25 protein-coding genes are annotated in these 21,668 nt (G+C 55.8%); 11 read left to right on the forward strand and 14 right to left on the reverse strand.

From position 1 onward, the window contains the following. The first annotated feature begins 97 nt into the window (after positions 1 to 97). Positions 98 to 1,513, forward strand: coding sequence for an aldehyde dehydrogenase family protein (locus tag E3U32_RS15790; RefSeq protein WP_134349533.1), 1,416 nt, complete (start codon positions 98 to 100; stop codon positions 1,511 to 1,513). A gap of 50 nt (positions 1,514 to 1,563) precedes the next feature. Here the strand turns inward: E3U32_RS15790 and E3U32_RS15795 are convergent, their stop codons facing one another. Both E3U32_RS15795 and E3U32_RS15800 read right to left on the reverse strand, forming a co-directional pair. Then, positions 1,564 to 2,085 carry a GNAT family N-acetyltransferase gene (locus tag E3U32_RS15795; protein WP_134349534.1) on the reverse strand — a complete coding sequence of 174 codons (522 nt, stop codon included), beginning with the start codon at positions 2,083 to 2,085 and terminating at the stop codon, positions 1,564 to 1,566. A 3-nt stretch (positions 2,086 to 2,088) separates the two neighbouring features. Further along, a complete protein-coding gene (locus E3U32_RS15800; protein ID WP_134349535.1) occupies positions 2,089 to 2,358 on the reverse strand; it encodes a DUF1778 domain-containing protein in 270 nt (89 codons plus the stop codon). A 219-nt stretch (positions 2,359 to 2,577) separates the two neighbouring features. Between E3U32_RS15800 and E3U32_RS15805 the strand changes: the two genes are divergently transcribed. The 4 genes from E3U32_RS15805 to E3U32_RS15820 all read left to right on the forward strand — a co-directional run bounded on the left by E3U32_RS15805 (position 2,578) and on the right by E3U32_RS15820 (position 4,941). After that, positions 2,578 to 2,901: an antibiotic biosynthesis monooxygenase family protein gene (locus E3U32_RS15805; RefSeq protein WP_134349536.1), complete on the forward strand. Its 324-nt coding sequence runs from the start codon at positions 2,578 to 2,580 to the stop codon at positions 2,899 to 2,901. After that, positions 2,894 to 3,289 carry an amino acid-binding protein gene (locus tag E3U32_RS15810; RefSeq protein ID WP_134349537.1) on the forward strand — a complete coding sequence of 132 codons (396 nt, stop codon included), beginning with the start codon at positions 2,894 to 2,896 and terminating at the stop codon, positions 3,287 to 3,289. The genes E3U32_RS15805 and E3U32_RS15810 overlap by 8 nt, the downstream gene beginning before the upstream one ends. Then, complete coding sequence (locus E3U32_RS15815; protein WP_134349538.1) at positions 3,264 to 3,959, forward strand: ArsR/SmtB family transcription factor; 696 nt, start codon at positions 3,264 to 3,266, stop codon at positions 3,957 to 3,959. Before E3U32_RS15810 ends, E3U32_RS15815 begins: the two co-directional genes overlap by 26 nt. Before the next feature lie 178 nt (positions 3,960 to 4,137). Beyond that, positions 4,138 to 4,941 carry a DUF4225 domain-containing protein gene (locus tag E3U32_RS15820; RefSeq protein ID WP_134349539.1) on the forward strand — a complete coding sequence of 268 codons (804 nt, stop codon included), beginning with the start codon at positions 4,138 to 4,140 and terminating at the stop codon, positions 4,939 to 4,941. Here the strand turns inward: E3U32_RS15820 and E3U32_RS15825 are convergent. Next, the gene (locus tag E3U32_RS15825; RefSeq protein ID WP_134349540.1) at positions 4,916 to 5,245 is read right to left on the reverse strand and encodes a hypothetical protein; all 330 of its coding nucleotides are present in this window, start codon (positions 5,243 to 5,245) and stop codon (positions 4,916 to 4,918) included. The genes E3U32_RS15820 and E3U32_RS15825 overlap by 26 nt on opposite strands. 361 nt (positions 5,246 to 5,606) lie before the next feature. Here E3U32_RS15825 and E3U32_RS15835 point away from each other — a divergent pair, with 361 nt between their 5' ends. Genes E3U32_RS15835 through E3U32_RS15845 form a run of 3 tightly spaced genes read left to right on the forward strand, consistent with a single transcriptional unit; the run spans position 5,607 to position 8,195 of the window. Beyond that, complete coding sequence (locus E3U32_RS15835) at positions 5,607 to 6,077, forward strand: MarR family winged helix-turn-helix transcriptional regulator (RefSeq protein WP_134349541.1); 471 nt, start codon at positions 5,607 to 5,609, stop codon at positions 6,075 to 6,077. Beyond that, a complete protein-coding gene (locus E3U32_RS15840; protein ID WP_134349542.1) occupies positions 6,074 to 7,141 on the forward strand; it encodes an HlyD family secretion protein in 1,068 nt (355 codons plus the stop codon). The genes E3U32_RS15835 and E3U32_RS15840 overlap by 4 nt, the downstream gene beginning before the upstream one ends. Further along, entirely contained in the window at positions 7,131 to 8,195 is a 1,065-nt protein-coding gene (locus E3U32_RS15845; RefSeq protein ID WP_134349543.1) for a DUF2955 domain-containing protein, read from the forward strand. The genes E3U32_RS15840 and E3U32_RS15845 overlap by 11 nt, the downstream gene beginning before the upstream one ends. Here the strand turns inward: E3U32_RS15845 and E3U32_RS15850 are convergent. Together E3U32_RS15850 and E3U32_RS15855 are read right to left on the reverse strand one after the other, a co-directional pair. Then, positions 8,186 to 8,566, reverse strand: coding sequence for a tautomerase family protein (locus E3U32_RS15850; RefSeq protein ID WP_134349544.1), 381 nt, complete (start codon positions 8,564 to 8,566; stop codon positions 8,186 to 8,188). The two genes, E3U32_RS15845 and E3U32_RS15850, sit on opposite strands and share 10 nt — an antisense overlap. Continuing rightward, positions 8,566 to 8,874: a carboxymuconolactone decarboxylase family protein gene (locus E3U32_RS15855; protein ID WP_134349545.1), complete on the reverse strand. Its 309-nt coding sequence runs from the start codon at positions 8,872 to 8,874 to the stop codon at positions 8,566 to 8,568. Before E3U32_RS15855 ends, E3U32_RS15850 begins: the two co-directional genes overlap by 1 nt. 95 nt (positions 8,875 to 8,969) lie before the next feature. Here E3U32_RS15855 and E3U32_RS15860 point away from each other — a divergent pair, with 95 nt between their 5' ends. Continuing rightward, positions 8,970 to 9,833 carry a LysR substrate-binding domain-containing protein gene (locus E3U32_RS15860; protein ID WP_134349546.1) on the forward strand — a complete coding sequence of 288 codons (864 nt, stop codon included), beginning with the start codon at positions 8,970 to 8,972 and terminating at the stop codon, positions 9,831 to 9,833. Here the strand turns inward: E3U32_RS15860 and E3U32_RS15865 are convergent. Then, positions 9,823 to 11,091: a DUF445 domain-containing protein gene (locus E3U32_RS15865; protein WP_134349547.1), complete on the reverse strand. Its 1,269-nt coding sequence runs from the start codon at positions 11,089 to 11,091 to the stop codon at positions 9,823 to 9,825. The genes E3U32_RS15860 and E3U32_RS15865 overlap by 11 nt on opposite strands. 56 nt (positions 11,092 to 11,147) lie before the next feature. Next, positions 11,148 to 11,792, reverse strand: coding sequence for a hypothetical protein (locus tag E3U32_RS15870; protein WP_134349548.1), 645 nt, complete (start codon positions 11,790 to 11,792; stop codon positions 11,148 to 11,150). A 208-nt stretch (positions 11,793 to 12,000) separates the two neighbouring features. On the opposite strand from E3U32_RS15870, the gene E3U32_RS15875 reads away from it, so the two are divergent. Next, on the forward strand, positions 12,001 to 13,371 hold the full coding sequence (locus tag E3U32_RS15875) for an NAD-dependent succinate-semialdehyde dehydrogenase (protein WP_134349549.1): 1,371 nt from the start codon (positions 12,001 to 12,003) through the stop codon (positions 13,369 to 13,371). Between the two features lie 43 nt (positions 13,372 to 13,414). Here E3U32_RS15875 and E3U32_RS15880 read toward each other — a convergent pair whose 3' ends face one another. Next, positions 13,415 to 13,735: a hypothetical protein gene (locus tag E3U32_RS15880; protein WP_134349550.1), complete on the reverse strand. Its 321-nt coding sequence runs from the start codon at positions 13,733 to 13,735 to the stop codon at positions 13,415 to 13,417. Further along, positions 13,735 to 14,280, reverse strand: coding sequence for a YfaZ family outer membrane protein (locus tag E3U32_RS15885; protein ID WP_134349551.1), 546 nt, complete (start codon positions 14,278 to 14,280; stop codon positions 13,735 to 13,737). Before E3U32_RS15885 ends, E3U32_RS15880 begins: the two co-directional genes overlap by 1 nt. A gap of 412 nt (positions 14,281 to 14,692) precedes the next feature. On the opposite strand from E3U32_RS15885, the gene E3U32_RS15890 reads away from it, so the two are divergent. Further along, positions 14,693 to 16,051 (forward strand): esterase-like activity of phytase family protein, encoded by a 1,359-nt coding sequence (locus tag E3U32_RS15890; protein WP_134349552.1) that lies wholly within the window; start codon positions 14,693 to 14,695, stop codon positions 16,049 to 16,051. Positions 16,052 to 16,481: 430 nt separating this feature from the next. Here E3U32_RS15890 and yjiA read toward each other — a convergent pair whose 3' ends face one another. From yjiA to E3U32_RS15915, 5 genes are all read right to left on the reverse strand, one after another. Continuing rightward, positions 16,482 to 17,435, reverse strand: a complete 954-nt coding sequence (gene yjiA / locus E3U32_RS15895; RefSeq protein WP_134349553.1) for a GTPase — start codon at positions 17,433 to 17,435, stop codon at positions 16,482 to 16,484. 10 nt (positions 17,436 to 17,445) lie between these two features. Next, positions 17,446 to 17,649 carry a YbdD/YjiX family protein gene (locus E3U32_RS15900; RefSeq protein ID WP_003856610.1) on the reverse strand — a complete coding sequence of 68 codons (204 nt, stop codon included), beginning with the start codon at positions 17,647 to 17,649 and terminating at the stop codon, positions 17,446 to 17,448. A gap of 65 nt (positions 17,650 to 17,714) precedes the next feature. Then, a complete protein-coding gene (locus E3U32_RS15905) occupies positions 17,715 to 19,868 on the reverse strand; it encodes a carbon starvation CstA family protein (protein WP_134349554.1) in 2,154 nt (717 codons plus the stop codon). Between the two features lie 191 nt (positions 19,869 to 20,059). Further along, positions 20,060 to 20,977 (reverse strand): helix-turn-helix transcriptional regulator, encoded by a 918-nt coding sequence (locus E3U32_RS15910; protein WP_134349555.1) that lies wholly within the window; start codon positions 20,975 to 20,977, stop codon positions 20,060 to 20,062. 178 nt (positions 20,978 to 21,155) lie between these two features. Then, on the reverse strand, positions 21,156 to 21,665 hold the full coding sequence (locus E3U32_RS15915) for a 4-hydroxyphenylacetate 3-monooxygenase reductase subunit (protein ID WP_134349556.1): 510 nt from the start codon (positions 21,663 to 21,665) through the stop codon (positions 21,156 to 21,158). Between the last annotated feature and the right edge of the window lie 3 nt (positions 21,666 to 21,668).

Here is a 21,668-nt window from a genome sequence, read left to right on the forward strand (position 1 = left end):
TTATCCTGAAAATCGAAACAACCCTTGCATCATAGCGTGGATTATCGCAACGGAGAAGCCGTGCCAGACTGTGCCCACACGGCCTGAGGAGGGTTATATGCACAACATCGAACAGATCTTTATCAACGGCGAGTTTGTTACCCCGCACGGTAGCGAACGTTTTGACTTGTACAACCCGGCAACGGCACAGGTTATTGGTCAGGTTCGCCTGGCGGATGAGGTTGACGCCGAACGCGCTATCGCGGCGGCGAAAGCGGCGTTTCCGGCGTGGTCGCAGACCACAAAGCAGGCGCGCATTGCCGCGCTGAAGCGCATGCATGCCGCCGTAGTCGCCCGACATGACGATCTGCTGGAAGCGGTAATCGAAGAGTATGGCGCGCCGGCCTCGCGCTCGGCGTGGATGGCCAGCTATCCCGCGGAGGTGATTGCCCAGGCCATTGAAGCGCTGGAGGCGTTTGAGTTTGTCACCACTGCAGGTGCCGCAACGGTACAGATGACGCCGCTTGGCGTGGCCGGGCTGATCACGCCGTGGAACAGCGATGCGGGATTTATCTGCGGCAAACTGGCGGTTGCGCTCGCGGCGGGCTGCACGACGGTGATCAAGCCTAGCGAAATGAGCGCGCTGCAAACGCAGATCGTCACCGAAGCGCTGCGCGATGCCGGATTACCGCCGGGCGTGTTTAATATCGTCACCGGACGCGGCGATACGGTGGGCGAAACCATTAGCCGTCACCCGGACGTCGCGAAGATTTCGTTTACCGGTTCGACGAGTACCGGCAAGGCGATCCTGCGCAACGCGTCGGAAGGCTTTAAGCGCGTGACGCTGGAGCTAGGCGGTAAATCGCCGACGATCCTGCTGGATGATGTGGATCTGACTCAGGCGATCCCGCTGGCGATTCAGGCCGGGTTTATGAACAGCGGGCAGGCGTGCGTGGCCGGGACGCGCATTCTGGTGCCCCGGTCGCGTCAGACTGAAATTGAAGCCGCGCTGGCGCAGGCCGTGGCGGCGGTGAAATCCGGCGACCCGCGCGATAGCGCGACAGAGGTTGGCCCGATGGTCAGCGAGAAGCAGTGGCAGCGGGTGCAGGGGTATATCCGCAAAGGGATCGAAGAAGGGGCGCGCCTGCTGGCGGGCGGCGAAGGGCGACCGGACGGGACGCGAGACGGCTGGTTCGTGCGTCCGACGCTGTTTACCGACGTGAACAACCAGATGACCATTGCCCGTGACGAGATCTTCGGCCCGGTGCTGTGCGTGATTCCGTATCAGGACGAGGCGGAGGCTGTCGCCATTGCCAATGACACAGAATACGGCCTGAGCGCGATGGTTCTGGGTCGTGATACAGAGCGGGCTCGTCGCGTGGCGCAGCAGATAGTCTCCGGCCGCGTGCTGGTGAATACCCTGGCTCATGAACCGAAAGCGCCGTTCGGTGGCTTCAAACACTCAGGCGTGGGGCGCGAGATGGGCGAGTGGGGGATCCGGGCGTTTATGGAGCCGAGGTCAATTCTCGGTTAGCTCTGCCTATGGATAGCACGCCCCGCTTGCCGGGGCGTTACGGGCTGGGATCACTCTTCAAACACGTTTTCAAAGGTTTTCGTCGGTAAGAACAGTGTGAATTCATTCTCTGCCAGGAGCGGTATGAACCCCAGCTTGAGGTAAAAATCTTTGGCTTTATGGTTGAGTGCTTCGACAAACAGGCCATGAATGCCGACGGCAAAGGAGGCTAAATAAACGGTCTTCATGGCATGGATAACGAGTAATTCGCCATATCCTTGCCCCTGAATACGTTTATCAATCGCCAGACGGCCAAGGGTAACGCTCGGCACATTTTTATAAGGAACACGTTTTTGCTGTGTTTTTGAGGGCAGGTAAGCCTTTTCAAAACAGCTTCCGGAGAGCGTGTAATAGCCCAGAATACGCGGTTTTGACTCTCGTGTGGTGAGAACATAACCCCGCAAAAACTTTCCGCGATGCTGGCGTTTCAGGTGCTCCGTCAGAAAGATATTAAGGCTCTCTTCTCCGCAGTCGAAATGGCTTACGTCGTACTCAACGTCTTCTGAAAAAATCCCTATCTTCACGTCGTTCACGTATTACTCCATATCCCGGAGACGCTTAGCCGCTCGCTTCAGATGGTCATTAGGCGCAGGCGGATTGCTTATGGCATCCATCACCGTATTCCAGGATGCTTCGCTAAGGACCAGGCGGCGGTGCTGGTCAATTACCTCTGCTGCGCGTTCAGAGGCTGTGCTGACCATGAATTGTGAAATCGACTGGTTTGTCATTGCCGCCGCTTCTTCGATCATATTTTTGTCATCTTCGGTTAACCGGAGATCGATGCGCTGCTTCTTCAGTGCTGACATGGTTTCATTCTCAATCTTTATCCAGGCTTTACGCCTCGTTTTACAGGCAAAATTACTGTACGGCATTTATCCGTACAGTAATCATCATAAGTGCGTCATCACGGGAATTCAACGAGAAGTTGAGCGCAGTGCCATCCGGCACAACATTTCGCTCCTTACCGAAGCATTGTGCTTTTTCCCCCTGCATTCTCTCCTCACCCTCATAACGGAGAGACACTCATGATCGCAGTCCTTTTCGAAGCCAAAGCGGAACCTCATCATCAGGCGCGCTACCTGCAGCTCGCCGCCGAACTCAAGCCTTTGCTGGCGGACATCGACGGCTTTATTGATATCGAACGTTTTCAGAGCCTGACCACCGACGGCAAAATTCTCTCGCTCTCCTGGTGGCGTGACGAAGAGGCTATCCTTCGCTGGAAGCAGAACGCGTTTCACCAGGCGGCGCAGGCCGAAGGGCGGGAGTCGATTTTCGCGTACTACCGCATTCGCGTGGCGCAGGTGGTGCGGGAATACAGTTCCGAAACCGGAGGGCATGCTGATGTATGACGTTCATGTGATTTTTAGCGATATCCCCGGTGAACTGGCGCGCTTTGGACAACTGCTGGGCCGCAGCGGCGTGGGGCTGGAAGGCGGTGGCGTATTTGGCACGCATGCCCACTTCCTGGTGGAAGAGGGGGAAAAAGCCCGTCGCGTGCTGACCGATGGCGGGTTCAACGTGCAGGCCGTACGCAAGCCGGTTATCAGAAAACTCAAGCAGGAGCGGCCCGGCGAGTTGGGCGAGCTAGCGGCCGCGCTGGCCGCAAAGGGCGTGTCTATCCTGACCCAGTACAGCGATCATGCGAATCACCTTATTCTGCTGACGGATGATGATAAGCTGGCCGCAGAGATCACCGAACCCTGGGCGACGAATGTTAAAGACGAGCTTACCCCCTGATAACAGCGCGGCGCTGGAGTTGGCCATTGCCGCGGTGGCGTCTGCAATGGCCGATCCGTCGCGGGTGAAAATGCTCTGCGCGCTGATGGACGGGCGGGCGTGGACGGCTACCGAACTGAGCGCTGCGGCAGACGTTGCGCCGTCGACCGCCAGCGGGCATCTCGCCCGGCTGGTGGAGGGGAAGTTGATTACCTGCCTGTCTCAGGGGAGACACCGCTATTATCGCCTTGCCGGGCCCGACGTGGCGGCGCTGGTCGAGCAGATGATGGGGCTCTCCTGGAGCCGCATTGCGCCGCCGGAAACCTCCGCGCCAAAAGCCCTGCGTGAAGCCCGAACCTGCTACGACCATCTTGCCGGAACGGTGGCGGTGCAGATCTATGAGTTCATGCAGGCAGAAGGCTGGCTTGAGGCAGACGGTTCCGCGCTAACGCTGTATGGGCGGGAGCAGTTCCTGATGCTCGGCATTCCGCTAAGTTCTCATCCCCGTCGCAAGGCCTGCTGCGCCTGCCTGGACTGGAGCGAGCGGCGGTTTCATCTTGGAGGCGAAGCCGGCGCGGCGATGCTCATGCATCTGGAAAGTAAAGGTTGGATCCAGCGGGTGGCGGGGTATCGGGAGGTGGTGGTGACGGCTGCAGGAAAAGTTGCCGTCAGGAAGCATTTTAGCCGCTAAACTCCGCTGCGGATGATGCCCTCACTCCGACTCTCTCCCACAGGGCTGGAGTACCCCCTATTGCTACAGAAAGCCTGTTCCAAAAACAGGCTTTCTGTACAATAATTCTCTACACCCAAACTGACCCAGGCTGGTCGGTTAAGGAATATTCGTCCTGACGGCAGAAAAGGAATATGCAATGGATATCGCTCTTTTTCCGGGGCAGAGTCGGCGCCAGTGGGCTGATACGATGATCAATCTGGAAGCCCGAAAGCTTGTGAATACCGCAAATACCGTCGCAGCCATGCACCTCAGTGATTCACTGACCCGTCTGAAATTCGTGGATGAGATAAGACAGGTTGTCATGCAACAGTTTGACGCGGCGAGGAGAGCAAGGAGCGATGAAGAATGCATTACCTGCCTGAAAAAACTCAGGGCTGAGAATGAGTTCCTGCTTGAACAGTCGCGCATGCTGAAAACCGGTTATGCCCGAATCTACGCTGAAATTCAGTATGTAACAGAGCAGAATAAAATTGTCGGATACTTCATATCCGGGATTAAGGTCGTTCTCGCCGGCGTTCAGGCTGTGCTTGGCGGTGTTATGATCGCAACTATGACGCCTGCTGGTATGCTTGCCGGTGCCGTTCTGGTCGGTGATGCCCTTAATACGGTATCACGGGAGGCAGCCCGCCAGCTCCTGAATGAACCTGCTTCAGAGGGGATCCTGGCGGACGGCGCTATGTCCGTAGCGGAATTTATGGGCTTCAGCCGCGATGTCGGCCTGGGGATCTTTAATGCAACCACGCTTGCAGCCAACGTTTATGGTGTGTTTGGTCTGACCGGGAAAGCTGAGGCCTGGCGTCTTTTCCGTTATCTTCCCGGAGACTATTTCCGCAAGGTGGAAACTATGTCTCCAGGCAAACTGACGATGAAGGTTTTGGGATGGGGGGTCAGTGCGAAGGTGGTACTGGAACTTCTTACCCGTGATGGCCGGAGTCGCTGATATGTGATCTCATCAGCTTCCATGATTTATAGCCAAGTCTGACCGGCATCACCAGAAGCAGCACAATCAGCAGAAAGACGACGGCAATCACACAGGAGATAACATGGCTGGCGCTGCCAAAGATCACGGTGAGCAGGGTGATTATGGCCATCCCGCCGGTGATCCAGACTACCGACAGGAAATAGCCGGCCAGATCCTTCAGAACCTTTTCCTGCGAGTCCCCAGTCGCCTGGTGACGTTTGATTCTCTCGATATCCTTACTGGTGAATCCTGCCGCGATAAGTTCCTGGTCTTTCACTGTCATTCACGTCTCCTTTAACCTGATAAAAAGAATACACTATTTAAAAGTTCCGTTCCTTCCTGCTTTTGTCTTCACCTGTCCGGATTATTGTGCCGTTGCCGTTAAATGATGTGGTTGGCAGGCTACAGGGCAGAAAGGCAGTGTTTACACTGGCACTATCAGGCAAGCAGCATCAGGCACAGGCGGGTTCTGCCATACCTGAGTCTGGTAGAAGAAGTTATCCGGCATGAGCATATTACTGGGGATCCCTCAGCCCACCGGGAGCGGGAGATATCCTTTCGCAATTCCTGCTCTTTCGCCTCGCGTTTCTTGATACTTACCCTGATAACTATTATCGTGGCCGCGTGTGACGAGAGGATTTCCCATGAGTGAAGAAGAACTGTTCAGCCGCAGGCCGATGGGCATGCGGATGGCGATGATCGTGCGCCAGTGGCGTGCCGTCATCGATGACGCCATTCTCGATACCGGGTTAACCCAGTCGAGCTGGACGGTGATGATGCAGCTGCATCAGCTTGGGGATAACGTCTCGGTGAGTGAGCTGGCGGAGATGCAGGGCATTGAACTGCCGCCGCTGATGCGCACCCTTACACAGCTGGAAATACAGGGTTACCTGCTGCGCACCGTATCGCCTTATGACAAGCGCATCCGGCTTCTGACGCTGACGCCTGAGGGAAAAGCCATATTAAAAAGGCTCACTCAGGTGATTGAGACATATCAGGCGCGCGTATCGCAAAACATCGCGCCTGAACATATCGACATTTTCAGCGCCACCCTGAATCAAATCGCCTGCAATTTGCGGACAATCCGCGAAGAAGATAACAAGACCGAAAAATAATGACTCCTGAACAAAAGTTTGCCCGCTGGGTAAGGGTGAGTATTGCCTCTTTCCTGCTGATGTTTGTCTACTTTGTCATCGCCGATATCTGGATCCCGCTGACGCCGGACTCCACCGTGATGCGTGTGGTAACGCCGGTTTCTCCGCGCGTCTCCGGCTATGTGGCGGCGGTACATGTCCATAACAACAGCCAGGTGAAGCGGGGCGATCTGCTCTTTGAGCTCGATGACACGCCGTTTCGCAATAAAGTGGAAGCGGCGCAAATTGCCCTCGAGCAGGCTCGCCTTTCCAACGAACAGCTGGACGCGCAGATCGTTGCCGCGCAGGCCAGCCTGAAAACCGCGGTGCTGACCGCGCGTAACGACAAAGTGACCTTCGATCGCTATCAGAAGCTGAGCACGTTACAGAACGTCTCGCAGGCGGATCTGGATAAGGTCCGTACCGCCTGGCAGAGCAGCGAGCAGTCCGTCAGCTCGATTCAGGCGAATATCCAGAACCTGCGCATCCAGCGCGGCGAGCGGGATGAGCACCGCAACGTGACGCTGCAAAAGTACCGTAACGCGCTGGATGAAGCGGAGCTGAATCTCGGCTGGACGAAGGTCTACGCCCAGGCGGACGGTACGGTCAGCAACCTGCAGTTAAGCCCCGGTTTTTATGCCTCCTCTGGCTCGGCCGCGCTGGCGCTGGTGAACAACCAGACCGATATCGTGGCCGATTTCCGCGAGAAGAGCCTGCGCCATACCCACCAGGGCACCGATGCCGCCGTGGTGTTTGACGCCTTCCCGGGGCACGTTTTCCGCGCCCACGTGACCAGCAGTGACGCGGGGATCCTCGCCGGTCAGGAGGCCGTTAACGGCCAGCTCTCCGAGCCGGAAACCTCTAACCGCTGGGTACGTGACGCCCAGCGGATGCGCATTCATGTTGCGCTGGACGAACCGCTGCCAAAGCATCTGCCGACCGGCGCCCGCGCGACCGTGCAGCTCTACAACAGCGAAGGTCCGTTTGCGCGCTTCTTCTCCGGGATGCAAATCCATCTGGTGAGCCTGCTTCACTATGTCTATTAGCACCCTGGCGCGGGTGTTTACCCCGCACGGCAACATCGTCTACACGGCAAACGACTTTCGCCAGACCCTGCGCATCGTCTTTGCCGGGATGATTGCGCTCAGCATCTCCAGCTTTTACAACACCAGCTACGGCGTCTTTTTCGTGGTCTACCCGATCATGCTGCTGTCGCTGGTCCCGGTGTTTAACCGCCACGTGGCGAAGCAGTTTATCTTCAGCGCATCGCTCAACTGCGTGGAAATGGTGATAATCATCGGCTATCTGTCGCAATGGCCGGTCATCATGACGCTGGTGGTGTTTGCCCTGTACGTGATGCGCTTTCGCTTTATGAGCAAGGGGCCGCTGTTTCTGTTCGGTTCAATGGGCGTGGTGTGCCAGAGCGTAATGCTCAATTTTATGAGCTACCCCACCACCAACTGGCACACGCTGCTGTTTTCCAACATTGAAGCAAGCGTCATGGCGGTGTGCCTGAGCGCGCTGATGAACTATCTCCTGCCGGATGTGGAGCCGCGCAAGCCGCCGCCGCTTATCGAGAAAGACGATGCTCGCGTGCGCCACGAGTCGCTGCTCTCCGGCACCGTCGCGACGCTGATTTTCGTCGTTTTTCAGATGAGCGATTTAAGCGATTCGCTCTCGGCGCTGATGGCGGGGATTTTGATTCTGTTCCCGATGCACTATCGCGGCGCGGTGATGAGCTCCATCTGGCGCGTGGTTGGTGTGGTGCTGGGCTGTCTCTATATTCTGGTCGTCCAGCTTATCCTCTACGACCACAGCAGCCATATGCTGCTGATGATGCCGCTGATCGGCCTTGGGCTGGCATTTGGCGCGCGTCTGCACGTGATGGAAAAGGTCGGTGCCGGGGTGGGGTTCTCCAGCATTACGACCATCGGCATTATGTTCGGGCAGAACATGCACCCGGACAGCGACCTGGTGTTCAGCGATCTTTATCGCATCACGTCCGTTACCTTTTCGCTGGTGGCGACGCTGACGATGGTCTTTCTGGTACACCTGATCCTCAACCGATTCGCCCCAACGCGCTACGTCATTCAGAGGTGATAGCGTATGCCGCCGCTGAAGCTCCAGTCCTCAGCGGCCGTAAACTGGATAACGACCATCACGTCCGCGCCGTCGATACCCATCTTCAGATTCAGTTCCGTAGCCAGCTGGCGGTACAACGCCGCTTTCTGTTCTTCGCTCCTCGGCTTACCGGCAACGATATTGAATAATATCGCCCCCTCCGTTCTGCCCGGACTGAGATAGTGCCGATCAATGTATCGATCCCCGGCAGCGAAGCATTCAAAAAAATGAAACCGGTCCTGCGCGGGAACGGCGAAGGTCTCCGTCAGCGCCTGATGCAAAATGTCCGAGATGTGTTTCTTTTGCATCTCGCTATAGCGGTCACCCGTCATGATACGGACAAACGGCATTATCGTTTCTCCTCAGCAAGGCAGGCCAGAGCGCTGACGGCCGCAGGCCAGCCTGCGTAAAACGCCAGATGGGTAAACGCCTCGGCAATCTCTTCGTCAGTAACGCCATTTTGTCGGGCGTAGTCGATATGCCAGGGGATCTGTGCGGTGCGCCCAAGCGCCGTCAGGGCAGCAAGGGTGATCAAGCTCCGCTCCCGCGGTGACAGCTGTGGGCGCTGCCAGATATCGTCAAAAAGCACCTGCTGGCTGAGTTCCGCCAGTTTAGGTGATAGCTGCGCCAGTGTGTCGCGATGTAATGTTGTGCTCATTTTTTCCTCCTGTTGTCTGGTAAAGACTCTCGCAGGGTGCCACCATAAATAAAATCGCAATGTTTTTGATTTAACGTCCTGAAAATGAGGATGGTATGGATAAACGACTTTTGGCATTAGACCTGGACGCGCTGCGCAGTTTTGTGGAGGGGATCCAGTCCGCCAGTTTTGCCGAGGCGGCGGACAGATTGTGTCGGTCCACATCTGCGGTCAGCGCCCAGCTAAAAAAGCTGGAGCAGCAGTGCGGTGTTGCGCTCACCGTGAAGCAGGGCCGTACGCTGGCATTGACCTCCGCGGGTGAAATTCTGCTGAGCTACGCCCGACGCATGCTGGCGTTAAATGATGAGGCGCTACGGGCAATAAAGGGCGAGTTGCTTCAGGGGGAAGTTCGTCTGGGAATGCAGGAAGATTTCGGCGAGTCCGTGATGCCGCAGGTTCTCGGTGAGTTTAACAGACAGCACCCTGAACTGCGGATAACCGCACGCGTCGATCGCAACCAGCCGCTGCTGAACGGCGTGGCGGCAAACGAACTCGATCTTGCGCTGGTCTGGCAGGAAGGGCGAGAAGGCGACTATGTGCGCAGCGAACCGCTTGCATGGGTTTGTCGATCCCGCGAGGATATTGAAGGGTATCTGCGCCGGGGCGAGCCGCTGCCGCTGGTGATGTTTGACGCGCCCTGTATCCTGCGCAGCAGGGCCATCGCGGCGCTGGATTCGGCTGGCATTCCCTGGCGTATCGCCTTTACCAGCCATAGCCTGAGCGGGCTGTGGGCGGGAGTCAGCGCGGGGCTGGGTATTACGCTTCGCACGCGTATTGGCCTGCCTGATACGCTACAGGTCGACAGCCGTTTGCTGCCGGATGCAGGGGAGCTGGGGATTGCGCTGCATCAGGGAAATATCCCGGCTGATGCAGCCGTAAACAGGATGCGTGAACTGATCTTCAGGACGCTCAATGGATAAGCGTCGGAATTTGCGAGAGTAAAAACAGGATCAGACCAATCGTCCCGCCCACCAGCGTACCGTTGACGCGGATAAACTGCAGGTCCTTGCCGATGTTGAGCTCAATCTGGCGGGACATGTCTTTGGCATCCCAGCTTTTGACCGTGTCGCTGATGTGGCGAGTAAGAAACGCCGCGAAATCCGGCGCGAGGCGGTGCGCGGCCTGTTCCAGATGCTCGTTCAGCGACGCCCGCAGGCTGGCGTCGTGCGTCAGCGTTTCGCCAAACCACAGCCCGGCGTTGGCGATGCGCTGCTTCACGCGCGAGTCCTCACTCTGCATATCCGCCTTCAGCCACTGGCGCAGGTCGGCCCACATCTCGCCCAGGTAGCGGTTAAACGCTTCGTCATTTTTCAGGTAGTGCTTGATGTTATCGGCTTTCTCCGCCATTTCCGGATCGTTTTTCAGGTTGTCGATAAGCTTCAGCGTGGCGCGGTCAAACGCCTGGCGGATCTGGTGCGTGCGGTCGTGGCTGATGTCGTCCAGTAGCGTGTTCACCGCGTTCGATACCATCTCCGCACTCTGGTCCCCCAGCCACTCGGTGGGCAGCACCATCGCCTTGCGGGGATGCTCGGTCTTCAGCCAGTGAACAATCTGGTCGGCAATAAATTCCCGCGTGCTTTCTCGCTGAATCAGGGTAATCAGGCGGTTGATGATGGCGTCCAGCAGCACCTGGTGGCGGTTGTTTTTGGTCATGCTCTCCAGCATCACGGCGCTGGTTTCGGTGAAGTCGACCTTGTCGATGGCCTTATGCACCGCGCGTTTGAGCAGACGCTGGATGCGCCCGTCGTCGGTCAGTTCAAGAAAACCGCTCATCACCTGCATCAGATGCAGCCCGACGCGCTGGGCGTTTTCAGGCTTGCTGAACCAGGCACCGATCATCTGTGCAGGTTCATAGCGGCGGATCAACGCCACCAGCGACTGAGTATCCAGAAACTTCTCCTGCACGAACTGGCCGAGATTGTCGCCGATCCGGTCCTTATTGCGCGGAATAATCGCCGTATGGCGCGAGATAAACGGAATGGGCACCCGACGGAACAGCGCGACCACGGCAAACCAGTCAGCCAGCGCGCCGACCATCGCCGCCTCGGCAATGGCCTTCACGCCGCGCACCCAAAAGGTCTGCGGCAGGAACAGGGTGGTGATAAACGCCGCGGCGGCAACCAGCAGCAGCGACAGCGCCAGCAGCTTGGCGCGTTTGAGTTCAGCTATTTTTTCCATGGGTTAAGGATAGAGGGAGACGGGGGGAATGTGCAAAGCCCTTAGCTAAACAAAGATTAGTCATTATCATTTAACATATTTTCTTTAATTTTATATGATACAGGCAGCATAACGGCATACTTTATGATGTCGTCAATCTCCTCGATTTTTTGGTTGCTATTATTGTGAATGTAACCTTCAAAATATTCATAGGCTTTTTTATCAGTAGGTGAAACTTCCTTTTTTTTGTCGGGAAGTAATGATCTTGAATAAGAAATAATATCAAACTTTGTTTTTCCTTTTGTTGATATTTGATAAATGGCGGTGCTAAGGAGTTTTTCCCGCAGCATATCTAGTTTTCCGAGGATAGTTTGCTTTTGTGCTACAACAAGATCTCTGTTTAATTTATCAAGCAAATTTTGCTTCTCTAACAGAACGGTGTTTGTTTTGTTAAGTTTTTCATTGAGTTCATTCAAACGATTACTCGATGCTGTGAATTTATTTTTCAATAAGAGGTTGTCAGTATTTAATCTACTCTTCTCTGATTCAAGACTAAGCTTTTCTGCTCTTAAGCCTTGCAATTCTTTTTCTTTTTCAAATACGGGGTGTATCGTATTAAAGTAGGCATAAATGCCGAAGACTAACGTCCCCGTTGTAGCAAATATTGTGCTAATTTTTGATACTCTATCGAAGAAAGCATCATCATTTTTGAATAGTTTCACTATGTTACCTTGATGGTCTAAATAACTATTGTAAGTAATTAGTAGGTTTTCAGATTAATCGATTGATAGTAGTTAATGCCATTATCTATCTCAAGAAGAAAATGGCGAGGCGGGAACTTCGAGTCAGCATACATACCAAACTTTACTTTTACTTCCAGTCATGTTGACTACCCTTAATACCCTAAGCGGTAAAACAAGGAGATTCGACATGGCTTATCAGACAGTAAATCCTGCCACTAACCAGCTCATCAAAGAATACCCCTCACATACCGACGCGGATATTGAAGCGGCGCTGAAGGCGGCCGATGCGCTCTACCATTCAGAATGGGCGAAAGGCGACATCAGCCAGCGCCTGCCGGTGCTGCATAAGCTTGCCGACCTGATCGACGAGCGTACTGAGGAGCTGGCTAAAATCGCCAGCCAGGAGATGGGGAAGCTTATCGAACAGAGCCGCAGCGAGGTGAAGCTGTGCGCGCAAATCGCCCGCTACTATGCGGACAACGCGAAGCAGTTCCTGGCTCCGGTGAAGTACCCATCTGAACTCGGGGATGCGTGGGTGGAGCATCACCCGATCGGCGTGCTGATGGCCGTTGAGCCGTGGAACTTCCCGTATTACCAGCTGATGCGCGTTCTGGCACCGAACCTGGCGGCGGGTAACCCCGTGCTGGCTAAACATGCCAGCATCGTGCCGCACTGCGCCGAGGCTTTTGCGCATCTGGTGCGCGAGGCGGGTGCGCCGGAAGGGGCGTGGACGAACCTCTTTATTTCGTCTGAGCAGGTGGCGAACATCATCGCCGACGATCGCGTGCAAGGTGCCGCGCTGACCGGTTCCGAAAAAGCCGGCAGCGTGGTGGCCGCGCAGGCGGCGAAGCACATCAAGAAATCGACCCTTGAGCTGGGCGGGAACGACGTCTTCGTGGTGCTCGATGACGCGGATCTGGACAAAGCCGTGAAGACTGGCGTGAATGCGCGGCTCAACAACGCCGGGCAGGTCTGTACCGCGGCGAAGCGCTTTATCCTGCACGAGAAAATTGCAGATGCCTTTCTGAGCAAATTCACCGAGGCATTTAAGCAGGTGAAGATTGGCGACCCGCTGGATGAAAGCACCACGCTGGGACCACTCTCGTCTAAAGATGCCCTGGAAACGCTGACCAGACAGGTTAACGAGGCGGTGAAAAACGGTGCGACGCTGCACTATGGCGGCAAGCCGGTTCAGCGCGACGGGAGCTTCTTCGAGCCGACGATCCTGACGAATATCTCGCGCGATAACCCGGCATATTTCGAGGAGTTCTTTGGCCCGGTGGCGCAGATGTACGTGGTGAAAAATGACGACGAGGCGGTCGCCCTGGCGAACGATTCCCACTATGGCCTGGGCGGCGCGGTGTTCAGCAAGGATATTGAACGCGCGAAGAAAATGGCGTCGCGGATTGAGACCGGGATGGTGTATATCAACTGGCTCACCGATACCGCACCAGAGCTGCCGTTCGGCGGCGTGAAGCGTTCCGGTTACGGACGCGAGCTGTCGGATCTGGGGATCAAAGAGTTTGTGAACCAGAAGCTGGTTGTTGTTCGCAAGTAAGAGGTAATAAAAAACCTGCCAATCGGCAGGTTTTTTTAAGGGGTCATTGCACTTCGATCTTGTCCCAGCCGCTTTTGAACATGCAGCTGTCGACTAACGTATTACGGCGATATTCATTCGCGTCTTCAACCGTGTAGCTCGTGGAAGTGTCCTTTTTCTTTTTCGATTTGTCCGTTTTTTCCGAGCTTGAACCGGTCACCACGTTATCCGGGGGCAGATCGATCAGTGCCTGCGCTTCGCATTCCGTGAGCTTTTTATTCATTTCAACGTCGCTGACGCCCGGTTTCACCCATTTGTACTGGACGCAGCCGGTGAGCATCAGCGTGAGGCTCAGAACGCAAAGCGCGGTGATGCGGTGTTTCATCAGAAGGTGACTCCACCGCCTACATATGCGCCGTCAATCAGCGTGTGGCCAGGACGGCCGTCTTTGCCATCAACGCTCACGTGGCGGTAACCCACCTTCAGGGTCACTGGCGTAATTGGCGTCCAGCTTACGCCGCCGTTGGCTTCAACGTAGTTTTTCACGCTGTTGTTCAGGCCTTCAGGTGCCACATAGCCTTCACCATACACGTGGATGCTGTCGGTCAGCGCAACGTTTACGCCGCCACCGATCGGGAACGCCACACCGTTATCGCCTTTTTTCGGGCCGAGGTAGATTGCCTTCGCGCCCGCATTCAGCATCACCGGACCCACTTCCAGGTTGTAGCCTGCGCCAACGCCGCCGGTCTGGGTACCATCTTCGGTGTTTTTGAGCCAGTTACTTTCGACATACAGACCGGACGAGGATTTACCCATTTCCAGATTAAGGTTAGTAAAGTTCTTACCCTGCTCAACGGTGCCGCCCATTGCCAGTGCGGAACCCGATACGGCAGCCAGAGCAGAAAGAAGAAGGATATTCAGTTTTTTCATGTTTTATGCCTCGTCATTAAATTCATCTGGGCGCACCTTAACAAGCGATGTTTATGACTGCAAATGTGATAGCTATCGCGCTTTTATACTGATTTTGTTAATTGCTTTACTTTTAAATGTTGCGCTGATGTTTTGTTGTAGAGGCGTCAACCGATAATTTTTTTGCCGTTTAGGAACGGTTTGGTTTTTTGACTAAACATAAACTGAACGAGGTGGGGATAGTGATTCGACATGAATTAATTGGGTTTCTAATAATTTCCAAAGATGTTTCATGTGTCATACAAAAAAATAAATTATTACATTTTGGTCGATAAACATACGTTCGATCGCCCAAGTGGTTGTCCATTCCATGTCATTTTTCTGACACGTTTATTCTTTACGTTGTTGGCTTCACTTACTGGATGCTAACAATATGAAAAGAAAAATTATTCCTGTGCTCATCGGTTGTGCGCTCTCTTTCTCTGGCCTGGCGGCACAGCCCACGGCTGAACGCTATGTCGTCAGCTTTCCCGAAGGCTCGCATGTGAGCTACAGCGGCGAATTTGCCGATGCGTTCCCCCATGGACTCCCTGTCGGCATTGGCTCTGGCCTGCTGTTTACGGGCAAGCAGGGCGATGCCCTAACCTTTGCCACCGTGACCGATCGCGGTCCGAACGCGGACGCGCCAAAAAGCGGGAAAAACGAAGCCAAAATTTTTGTCACGCCGGATTTCGCGCCGCTGCTGATGACCATTCGCGTCCAGAACGGCAAAGCAGAAGCAACGGATGCCCGCCCGCTGCATGACGATAAAGGCGAGATTAACGGTCTGCCGCTGCAAAGCGGCGTGATTGGCTCCACCAATGAAGTGGCATTCAGCGACACGTTAAAGACGTTGAAGGGTGACAACCGCGGGCTGGACACGGAAGGCATTACGCCGGACGGCAAAGGCGGATACTGGCTGTGCGATGAGTATGGCCCGTTCCTGATTAACGTCGACAGCAAAGGGAAGATCCTGGCGATCCACGGGCCGCAGGCGGCCGAAGGGGAGAAATCTATCGCGGGCGGTCTGCCAAACATCATCAAATGGCGCCAGCCGAACCGGGGCTTTGAAGGCCTGACCCGGATGCCGGACGGGCGTATTATCGCCGCCGTACAAAGTACGCTGGATATCGACGGTAAGAGCAAAAAACAGGCGCTGTTTACGCGTCTGGTGAGCTTTGACCCGGCGACCGGGAAAACTGCGATGTACGGTTACCCAATCGACAGCGCGGCCTACAGCAAAAACAGCGACGCCAAAATCGGCGACATTGTGGCGCTCGATGACCAGCACATCCTGCTGATTGAGCAGGGCAGCGATAAAAACGACGGGATGCGCAACCTTATCTATAAGGTGGATCTCAGCAAGGCGAGCGACCTGACCGCCTTCGACAAGCCGGGCGAGTACCCGGAGTTTGATGATGAGAAAACCCTGGCGCAGCGCGGCATTACCCTTGCGGCTAAAACCCAGGTTGTCGATTTGCGTGCCCTTGGCTGGCAGCAGGAAAAGGCCGAAGGGCTGGCGCTGATCGACAGCAAAACGCTTGCGGTGGCGAACGATAACGATTTTGGCGTGAAGGTGGCGATGCAAAACCCGGTCGAGGGCAAGAAGCTCAAGGATTATCGGGTGAACGCGGAAGGCACGCTGACGCTGGATGATAAGCCGGTTGAAACCACGCTCAGCGTGAAGCCGCTGAAGAAGCCGGAGTCGGACAGCGAGCTGTGGATTGTGACGCTGCCGGAGGCGGTGAAATAAGTATCCCCACGAAATAATGCCTGCACAGACGGCTCCCTCTCCCTTGAGGGAGAGGGCTGGGGTGAGGGGGAACATACGGCTGTGGTGGTCATTCCGTTCACTTTATGTTCCTTGCTACTCTGTAACGACATGACCGGTGAACGTGCCAGGGTGGCTCAATCGCCACCACCCTGGCGACCCGGGCTCCCGGCGGTAAATCGCCGCTTCGCGGTTCCCTCAGCTTATTCCTTCAGGCTATCGGGTCGGGCATGAGCCTGCATCCCTGCAGGCCACGCCCTCTCGGCGCATCCCTGCGCCTCGCCCCGGCCTTACGGAAACGCCTCGGCGATTTACAGCCGGACCAGGACATCGCTGTAATTTATTCATTTTCCTGATACAAAACTCATCGCTTCAGGTTAATAAATTACTGGGCAGAGGAAATGCATAGCGGTTATTTCTTCAGACCTGCAAACGCCGCCCGAATCTCCTCTTCCGGCAGCTGTATGCCAATGAACACCATCACGCTGTGCGGCGGTTCATCGCCCCACGGTCTGTCCCAGTCGGCGCTGTACAGGCGCTGCACGCCCTGGAACAGCAGGCGGTTCGGCTCGCCGCCAATCCACAGCATCCCCTTGTAGCGCAGCAGCTTGTCGGCAAACGACAGCAGCAGGTTCTCCATGACGCGGGACACGTCGCTGATGTCCACCGGGTAGTCCAGCTCCACCACAATCGACGCCACGTCGTTTTGCTTATCCCCCATAAAGTGGAAGCGCGGCTTCGCGGTGACGTTCTCTTCCAGCATAAAGCCGTTGGTGTTGAACAGCTGAGACAGGTCGATATCGCCGTGGGTCACCGTGTAAATCGGCGCGCGGGAGTTAATGCGGGTCAGACGCTCGCGCAGCTTTTCGCTGTCACCTGCCACGTCGGTTTTGGTCAGCAGGATGCGGTCGGCGTAGCCCACCTGAGACTGGGCGATAGTGAACTGGTTCATCTGCTCGTCGGCGTGGACCGCATCGACGAGGGCAATGACGCCGTCCAGCAGGTAGCGCTGGCAAAGAATATCGTGCGAGAAAAAGGTCTGAATAATCGGGCCGGGGTCGGCCATGCCGGTGCACTCGATTACCAGACGGTCGAAATCGATGTCACCGCGATCGCGGCTGTCGAGCAGGTCAAGCAGGGCGTCTTCGAGCTCGTTAGAGCGGGTACAGCAGATGCAGCCGTTGGTCAGGGTTTTGATCTGCGTGGCGCGATCGCCAATCAGCTGGTCGTCAACGGAGACTTCGCCGAACTCGTTTTCTATGACGGCGATTTTGAAGCCGTGCTGCTCGTTCAGAATGTGGCGCAGCAGGGTGGTTTTACCGGCGCCGAGGAAACCGGTCAGCAGGGTAACGGCAATCGGGGTCATGGTCTCTCCTTTAGCAGCAGCGAACGCCGCCTTCTCCACTTCCGCCGTAGCGCGCTTCCTGGCGCTCGCGGAAGAATTCGGTGTAGGTCATGTACGGCTTATCCGGATGGTTGGTCTTCATATGCTCAACGTAGTTGTCATAGTCCGGAATGCCAATCAGCATTTTTGCCGCCTGACCGAGGTATTTTTTTGCTTCGCCTAAGTTACCAAACATAACGTGTCCTGATAAGAAAAAGCCCGGTGGCGCTACGCTTACCGGGCCTACAGTTACAGGCGGGATTAATGGTGCGAAGAGGTCTTCACGCCGCCTTCCGGCACGGGTACGTACGGGGTTTCTTTATCCGTACGGCCCTCGGCGTTACGCACGTTCATCCAGGTTTTGATGCCGTAGAAGATGATGCTGTACACCACCACCAGGAACAGAATGCTCAGACCCGCGTTGGTGTAGTTGTTCACCACGATATGGTTCATGTTGGCAATCTGCTGCGCGGTCAGATCCGCGCCGCCTGCGGCAATCTTCTCTTTGTACTGGTTAGCCATGAAGAAGAAGCCTTCCAGCTGCGGGTTGGCGCTGAACAGCTTCAGGCCAAGCGCCCAGGTGGTGCAGAGCAGCAGCCACAGCGCAGGTACCACGGTGACCCAGATGTATTTGGTGCGCTTCATCTTCACCAGCACGACGGTGCCGAGCACCAGCGCAACCGCTGCGAGCATCTGGTTAGAGATACCGAACAGTGGCCACAGGCTCTTCACGCCGCCCAGTGGGTCGACAACGCCCTGATACAGCAGGTAGCCCCACAGGCCTACGCAGCCCGCGGTGCCCAGTACGCCCGCCACCAGAGAGTCGGTTTTCTTCAGGAACGGCACGAAGTTACCGAGCAAATCCTGGAGCATGAAGCGGCCCGCACGGGTACCGGCGTCCAGCGCGGTGAGGATGAACAGCGCTTCGAACAGAATACCGAAGTGGTACCAGAAGCCCATGTCCGCCCACGGCAGCACTTTGTGGAACACGTGTGCGATACCCACGGCCAGCGTCGGTGCGCCACCGGCGCGGTTCAGCACGGACGGTTCGCCGATGTCTTTCGCGGTTTGCATGATCTGCTCTGGCGAAATCACAAAGCCCCAGGAGCTGACGGTCGCCGCAGCGTGTGCGCTCGCGTCTTTCAGCTGCGCCATGATCAGCGCCGCGTTGTCGCCGCCCATCTCGTGCAGGTTTGGCATGGTAATGCCGAGGCCAGCAGGCGGGGTGTTCATCGCGAAGTAGAGACCCGGTTCGATGATAGACGCAGCAACCAGCGCCATGATCGCCACGAAGGATTCCATCAGCATGGCACCGTAGCCGATCAGACGCGCGTCTTTCTCGTTCGCCAGCAGCTTAGGCGTGGTACCGGAGGCAATCAGGGCGTGGAAGCCGGAGACCGCACCGCAGGCGATGGTGATGAACAGGAACGGGAACAGGGCGCCTTTCCACAGTGGACCGGTACCGTCGATGTACTGGGTCACTGCCGGCATTTTCAGATCCGGGTTAATCACCAGGATGCCGATCGCCAGACCGACGATAACGCCGATTTTGAGGAAGGTTGCCAGGTAGTCACGCGGGGCCAGAATCAGCCAGACCGGCAGCAGCGCGGAGATAAACGCGTAGCCGATCAGCGCGAAGGTGATGGTGGTGTCCTTGAAGGTCAGCGCCGGGCCCCAGTACGGGTCGTGCGCAATCACGCCGCCGAAGTAGATGGAGGCGACCAGCAGCACGATACCAATCACCGACACTTCGCCCACGCGGCCCGGACGCAGGAAGCGCATGTAGATACCCATGAACAGCGCAATCGGCACGGTAGAGCAGACGGTGAAGACACCCCACGGACTTTCGGCCAGCGCTTTCACCACGATCAGCGCCAGCACCGCGAGGATGATGATCATGATCAGGAAGCAGCCGAACAGGGCGATGGTCCCCGGCACGCGGCCCATCTCTTCTTTAACCATCTCACCCAGAGACGCGCCGTTACGGCGAGAAGAGATAAACAGCACCATAAAGTCCTGCACCGCACCCGCCAGCACCACGCCAGCGAGAAGCCACAGGGTACCCGGCAGGTAGCCCATCTGCGCGGCCAGCACCGGGCCGACCAGCGGGCCTGCCCCGGCGATAGCGGCAAAGTGGTGACCAAACAGCACGTATCGGTTGGTTGGCACGTAGTTCAGGCCGTCATTGTTAATGACCGCCGGGGTGGCACGCGTCGGGTCGAGCTTCATGACCTTCTGCGCGATGTACAAGCTGTAGTAGCGATAAGCAACAAGATAGACGGAAACGGACGCGACCACGATCCACAGGGCGCTTACGTGTTCGCCCCGGCGTAATGCGACAACCGCCAGACAAAAAGCGCCGAGGATCCCGAGTAAGGCCCAGGGCACGTGCTTCAGTAGTTTTTTAGTATCCATAGTAAGACCTGGTTTTTTATGTAAAGAAAAAAGGGTCAGGGTTTGTTGTGAGGAGGTATTGATTAATGCTGAGGCGATCTTGCCAGATCCTCGCGCGCGTAAAGGACGGTAAATGAATGAGTGGTTGAAAGTGCCAGGTGAGCGGTCAAAGGGGGCGACGAGCGGTTCCGGCTCGCCGCCAGGGGGCGAAATTATGTGATTGAGATCACTTGATTATTCGGGTCTTGCTCCACGGCCAGATAGCTCTCCAGCGTCCTGATGAGCTTCTCCTTCAGCCAGCTCGGTTCCAGAATCTGAATATGGGGCAGCCAGTAGAACAGCAGCGGCAGGATCTGGTTCTCGTGTGCCGCCTGGCAGCGCAGCGTGACGCCGCCCTGCTGCTCTTCCAGCAGCTCCTGTTCCGGCAGAAGATCGCGGCGCAGGAAGTAATGTGAAATATTATCTTTGATGAATATTTTCACCGCGAAAGTATCTTCTGATACCCAGGGGTCGAGGCTTTTTTCCAGCAGCTCAAGGACATTTTCTTCCGGGGTGAATGTCGTTTTCTGAATATCAAACCAGGTAATCTGGCTCAACGAGAAGGATTTCAGATGGCTATTTTCGGTGGCTTGTAAATACCATATATTTTTTTTGTTAATGAGTTTATAGGGATTAATCAGACGGGTTTTACCCTTATAAACAATCTGGCAAACATTATGGTTTTTAATCGAGCTCTCGATTTTCGTTAAATGACGACGAATATCGCGTTGTACCGTGTGTTCGGCTTCATTCGCAAGAATAAGAATATGGTTCTCGTCAACGCGCGTTTCCAGCTTTTGCCAGAATTCCGTATTCCTGTCAGGGAAAAAACTATCAGCATTCAGAAAGTTAGCAAGGGTATGGTGTAAGCCTTGTCCGCCAGGCGATTGTGCGGAATGGATCAGCCGATATAGCCCGTTACCGGTATGTTCAACAATGGGAGAAAGGGCATTTAAATCCCGGTAGACGGTACGCTCGGTAATTTTAAATTTTTCCATTAACGCACTGCGGTTTACCACACCGTTTAAATGGAGCTCAAGGAGAATATCGACCAGACGTTCAGCCGAGCGGCTCCGCGTCGTTTTAGCCATAAGGTCATCCTGTATATTTAGGTATGCGCTGAATGATGCGGGTGCACTGACACGTAGTGTCAGTATTCAGGCACAGAAAATTTCTCTTATGGTTATATAACGGCGTGATTTAGCGGAAACCTTAGGAGTTTTTGTAGAAAGCGGCGCTGGCCGGGAAAAAGGCCAGCGCGAGGGGGAATTACACGGCGACTTCCGTCTCCAGCATGACCGGGTGGAAACGGCGTTTGAAGTAGATCAGCCCGTGTCCTGCTTCACTGAGAATGATGTTTTTAATTTCAACAAGATAAACAAGATGCGTGCCGATGGTTTGTACCTGGCTAATCTCCCCTTCAAGGCTGGCCAGCGCGCCCTTGAGCACCGGTTGCGCCAGCGGGCCTTTCTGCCAGCAGGAGAGGGCAAAGCGCTCCTCCATCGTCATACCGGTCATCCCGGCGAAATGGCGAGCCATGATCTCCTGCTCGTGGTTCAGCACGTTAACGCACAGCCTGCCGTTGCCCTGGAATACCGGGTTCATGGCGCTGTTGGCGTTGATGCACACCATGACCGACGGCGGAGTGTCAGTCACCGAACAGACGGCGGTGGCGGTAATGCCGCAGCGGCCCGCTTCGCCCTCGGTGGTCACCACATTGACCGCGGCCGACAGGCTGGCCATCGCGTCGCGAAAACGCAGGCGTTGTTCTGATTGCATGAA

This window comes from Lelliottia nimipressuralis, from assembly GCF_004402045.1.
Taxonomy (GTDB): Bacteria; Pseudomonadota; Gammaproteobacteria; order Enterobacterales; family Enterobacteriaceae; genus Enterobacter; species Enterobacter chinensis.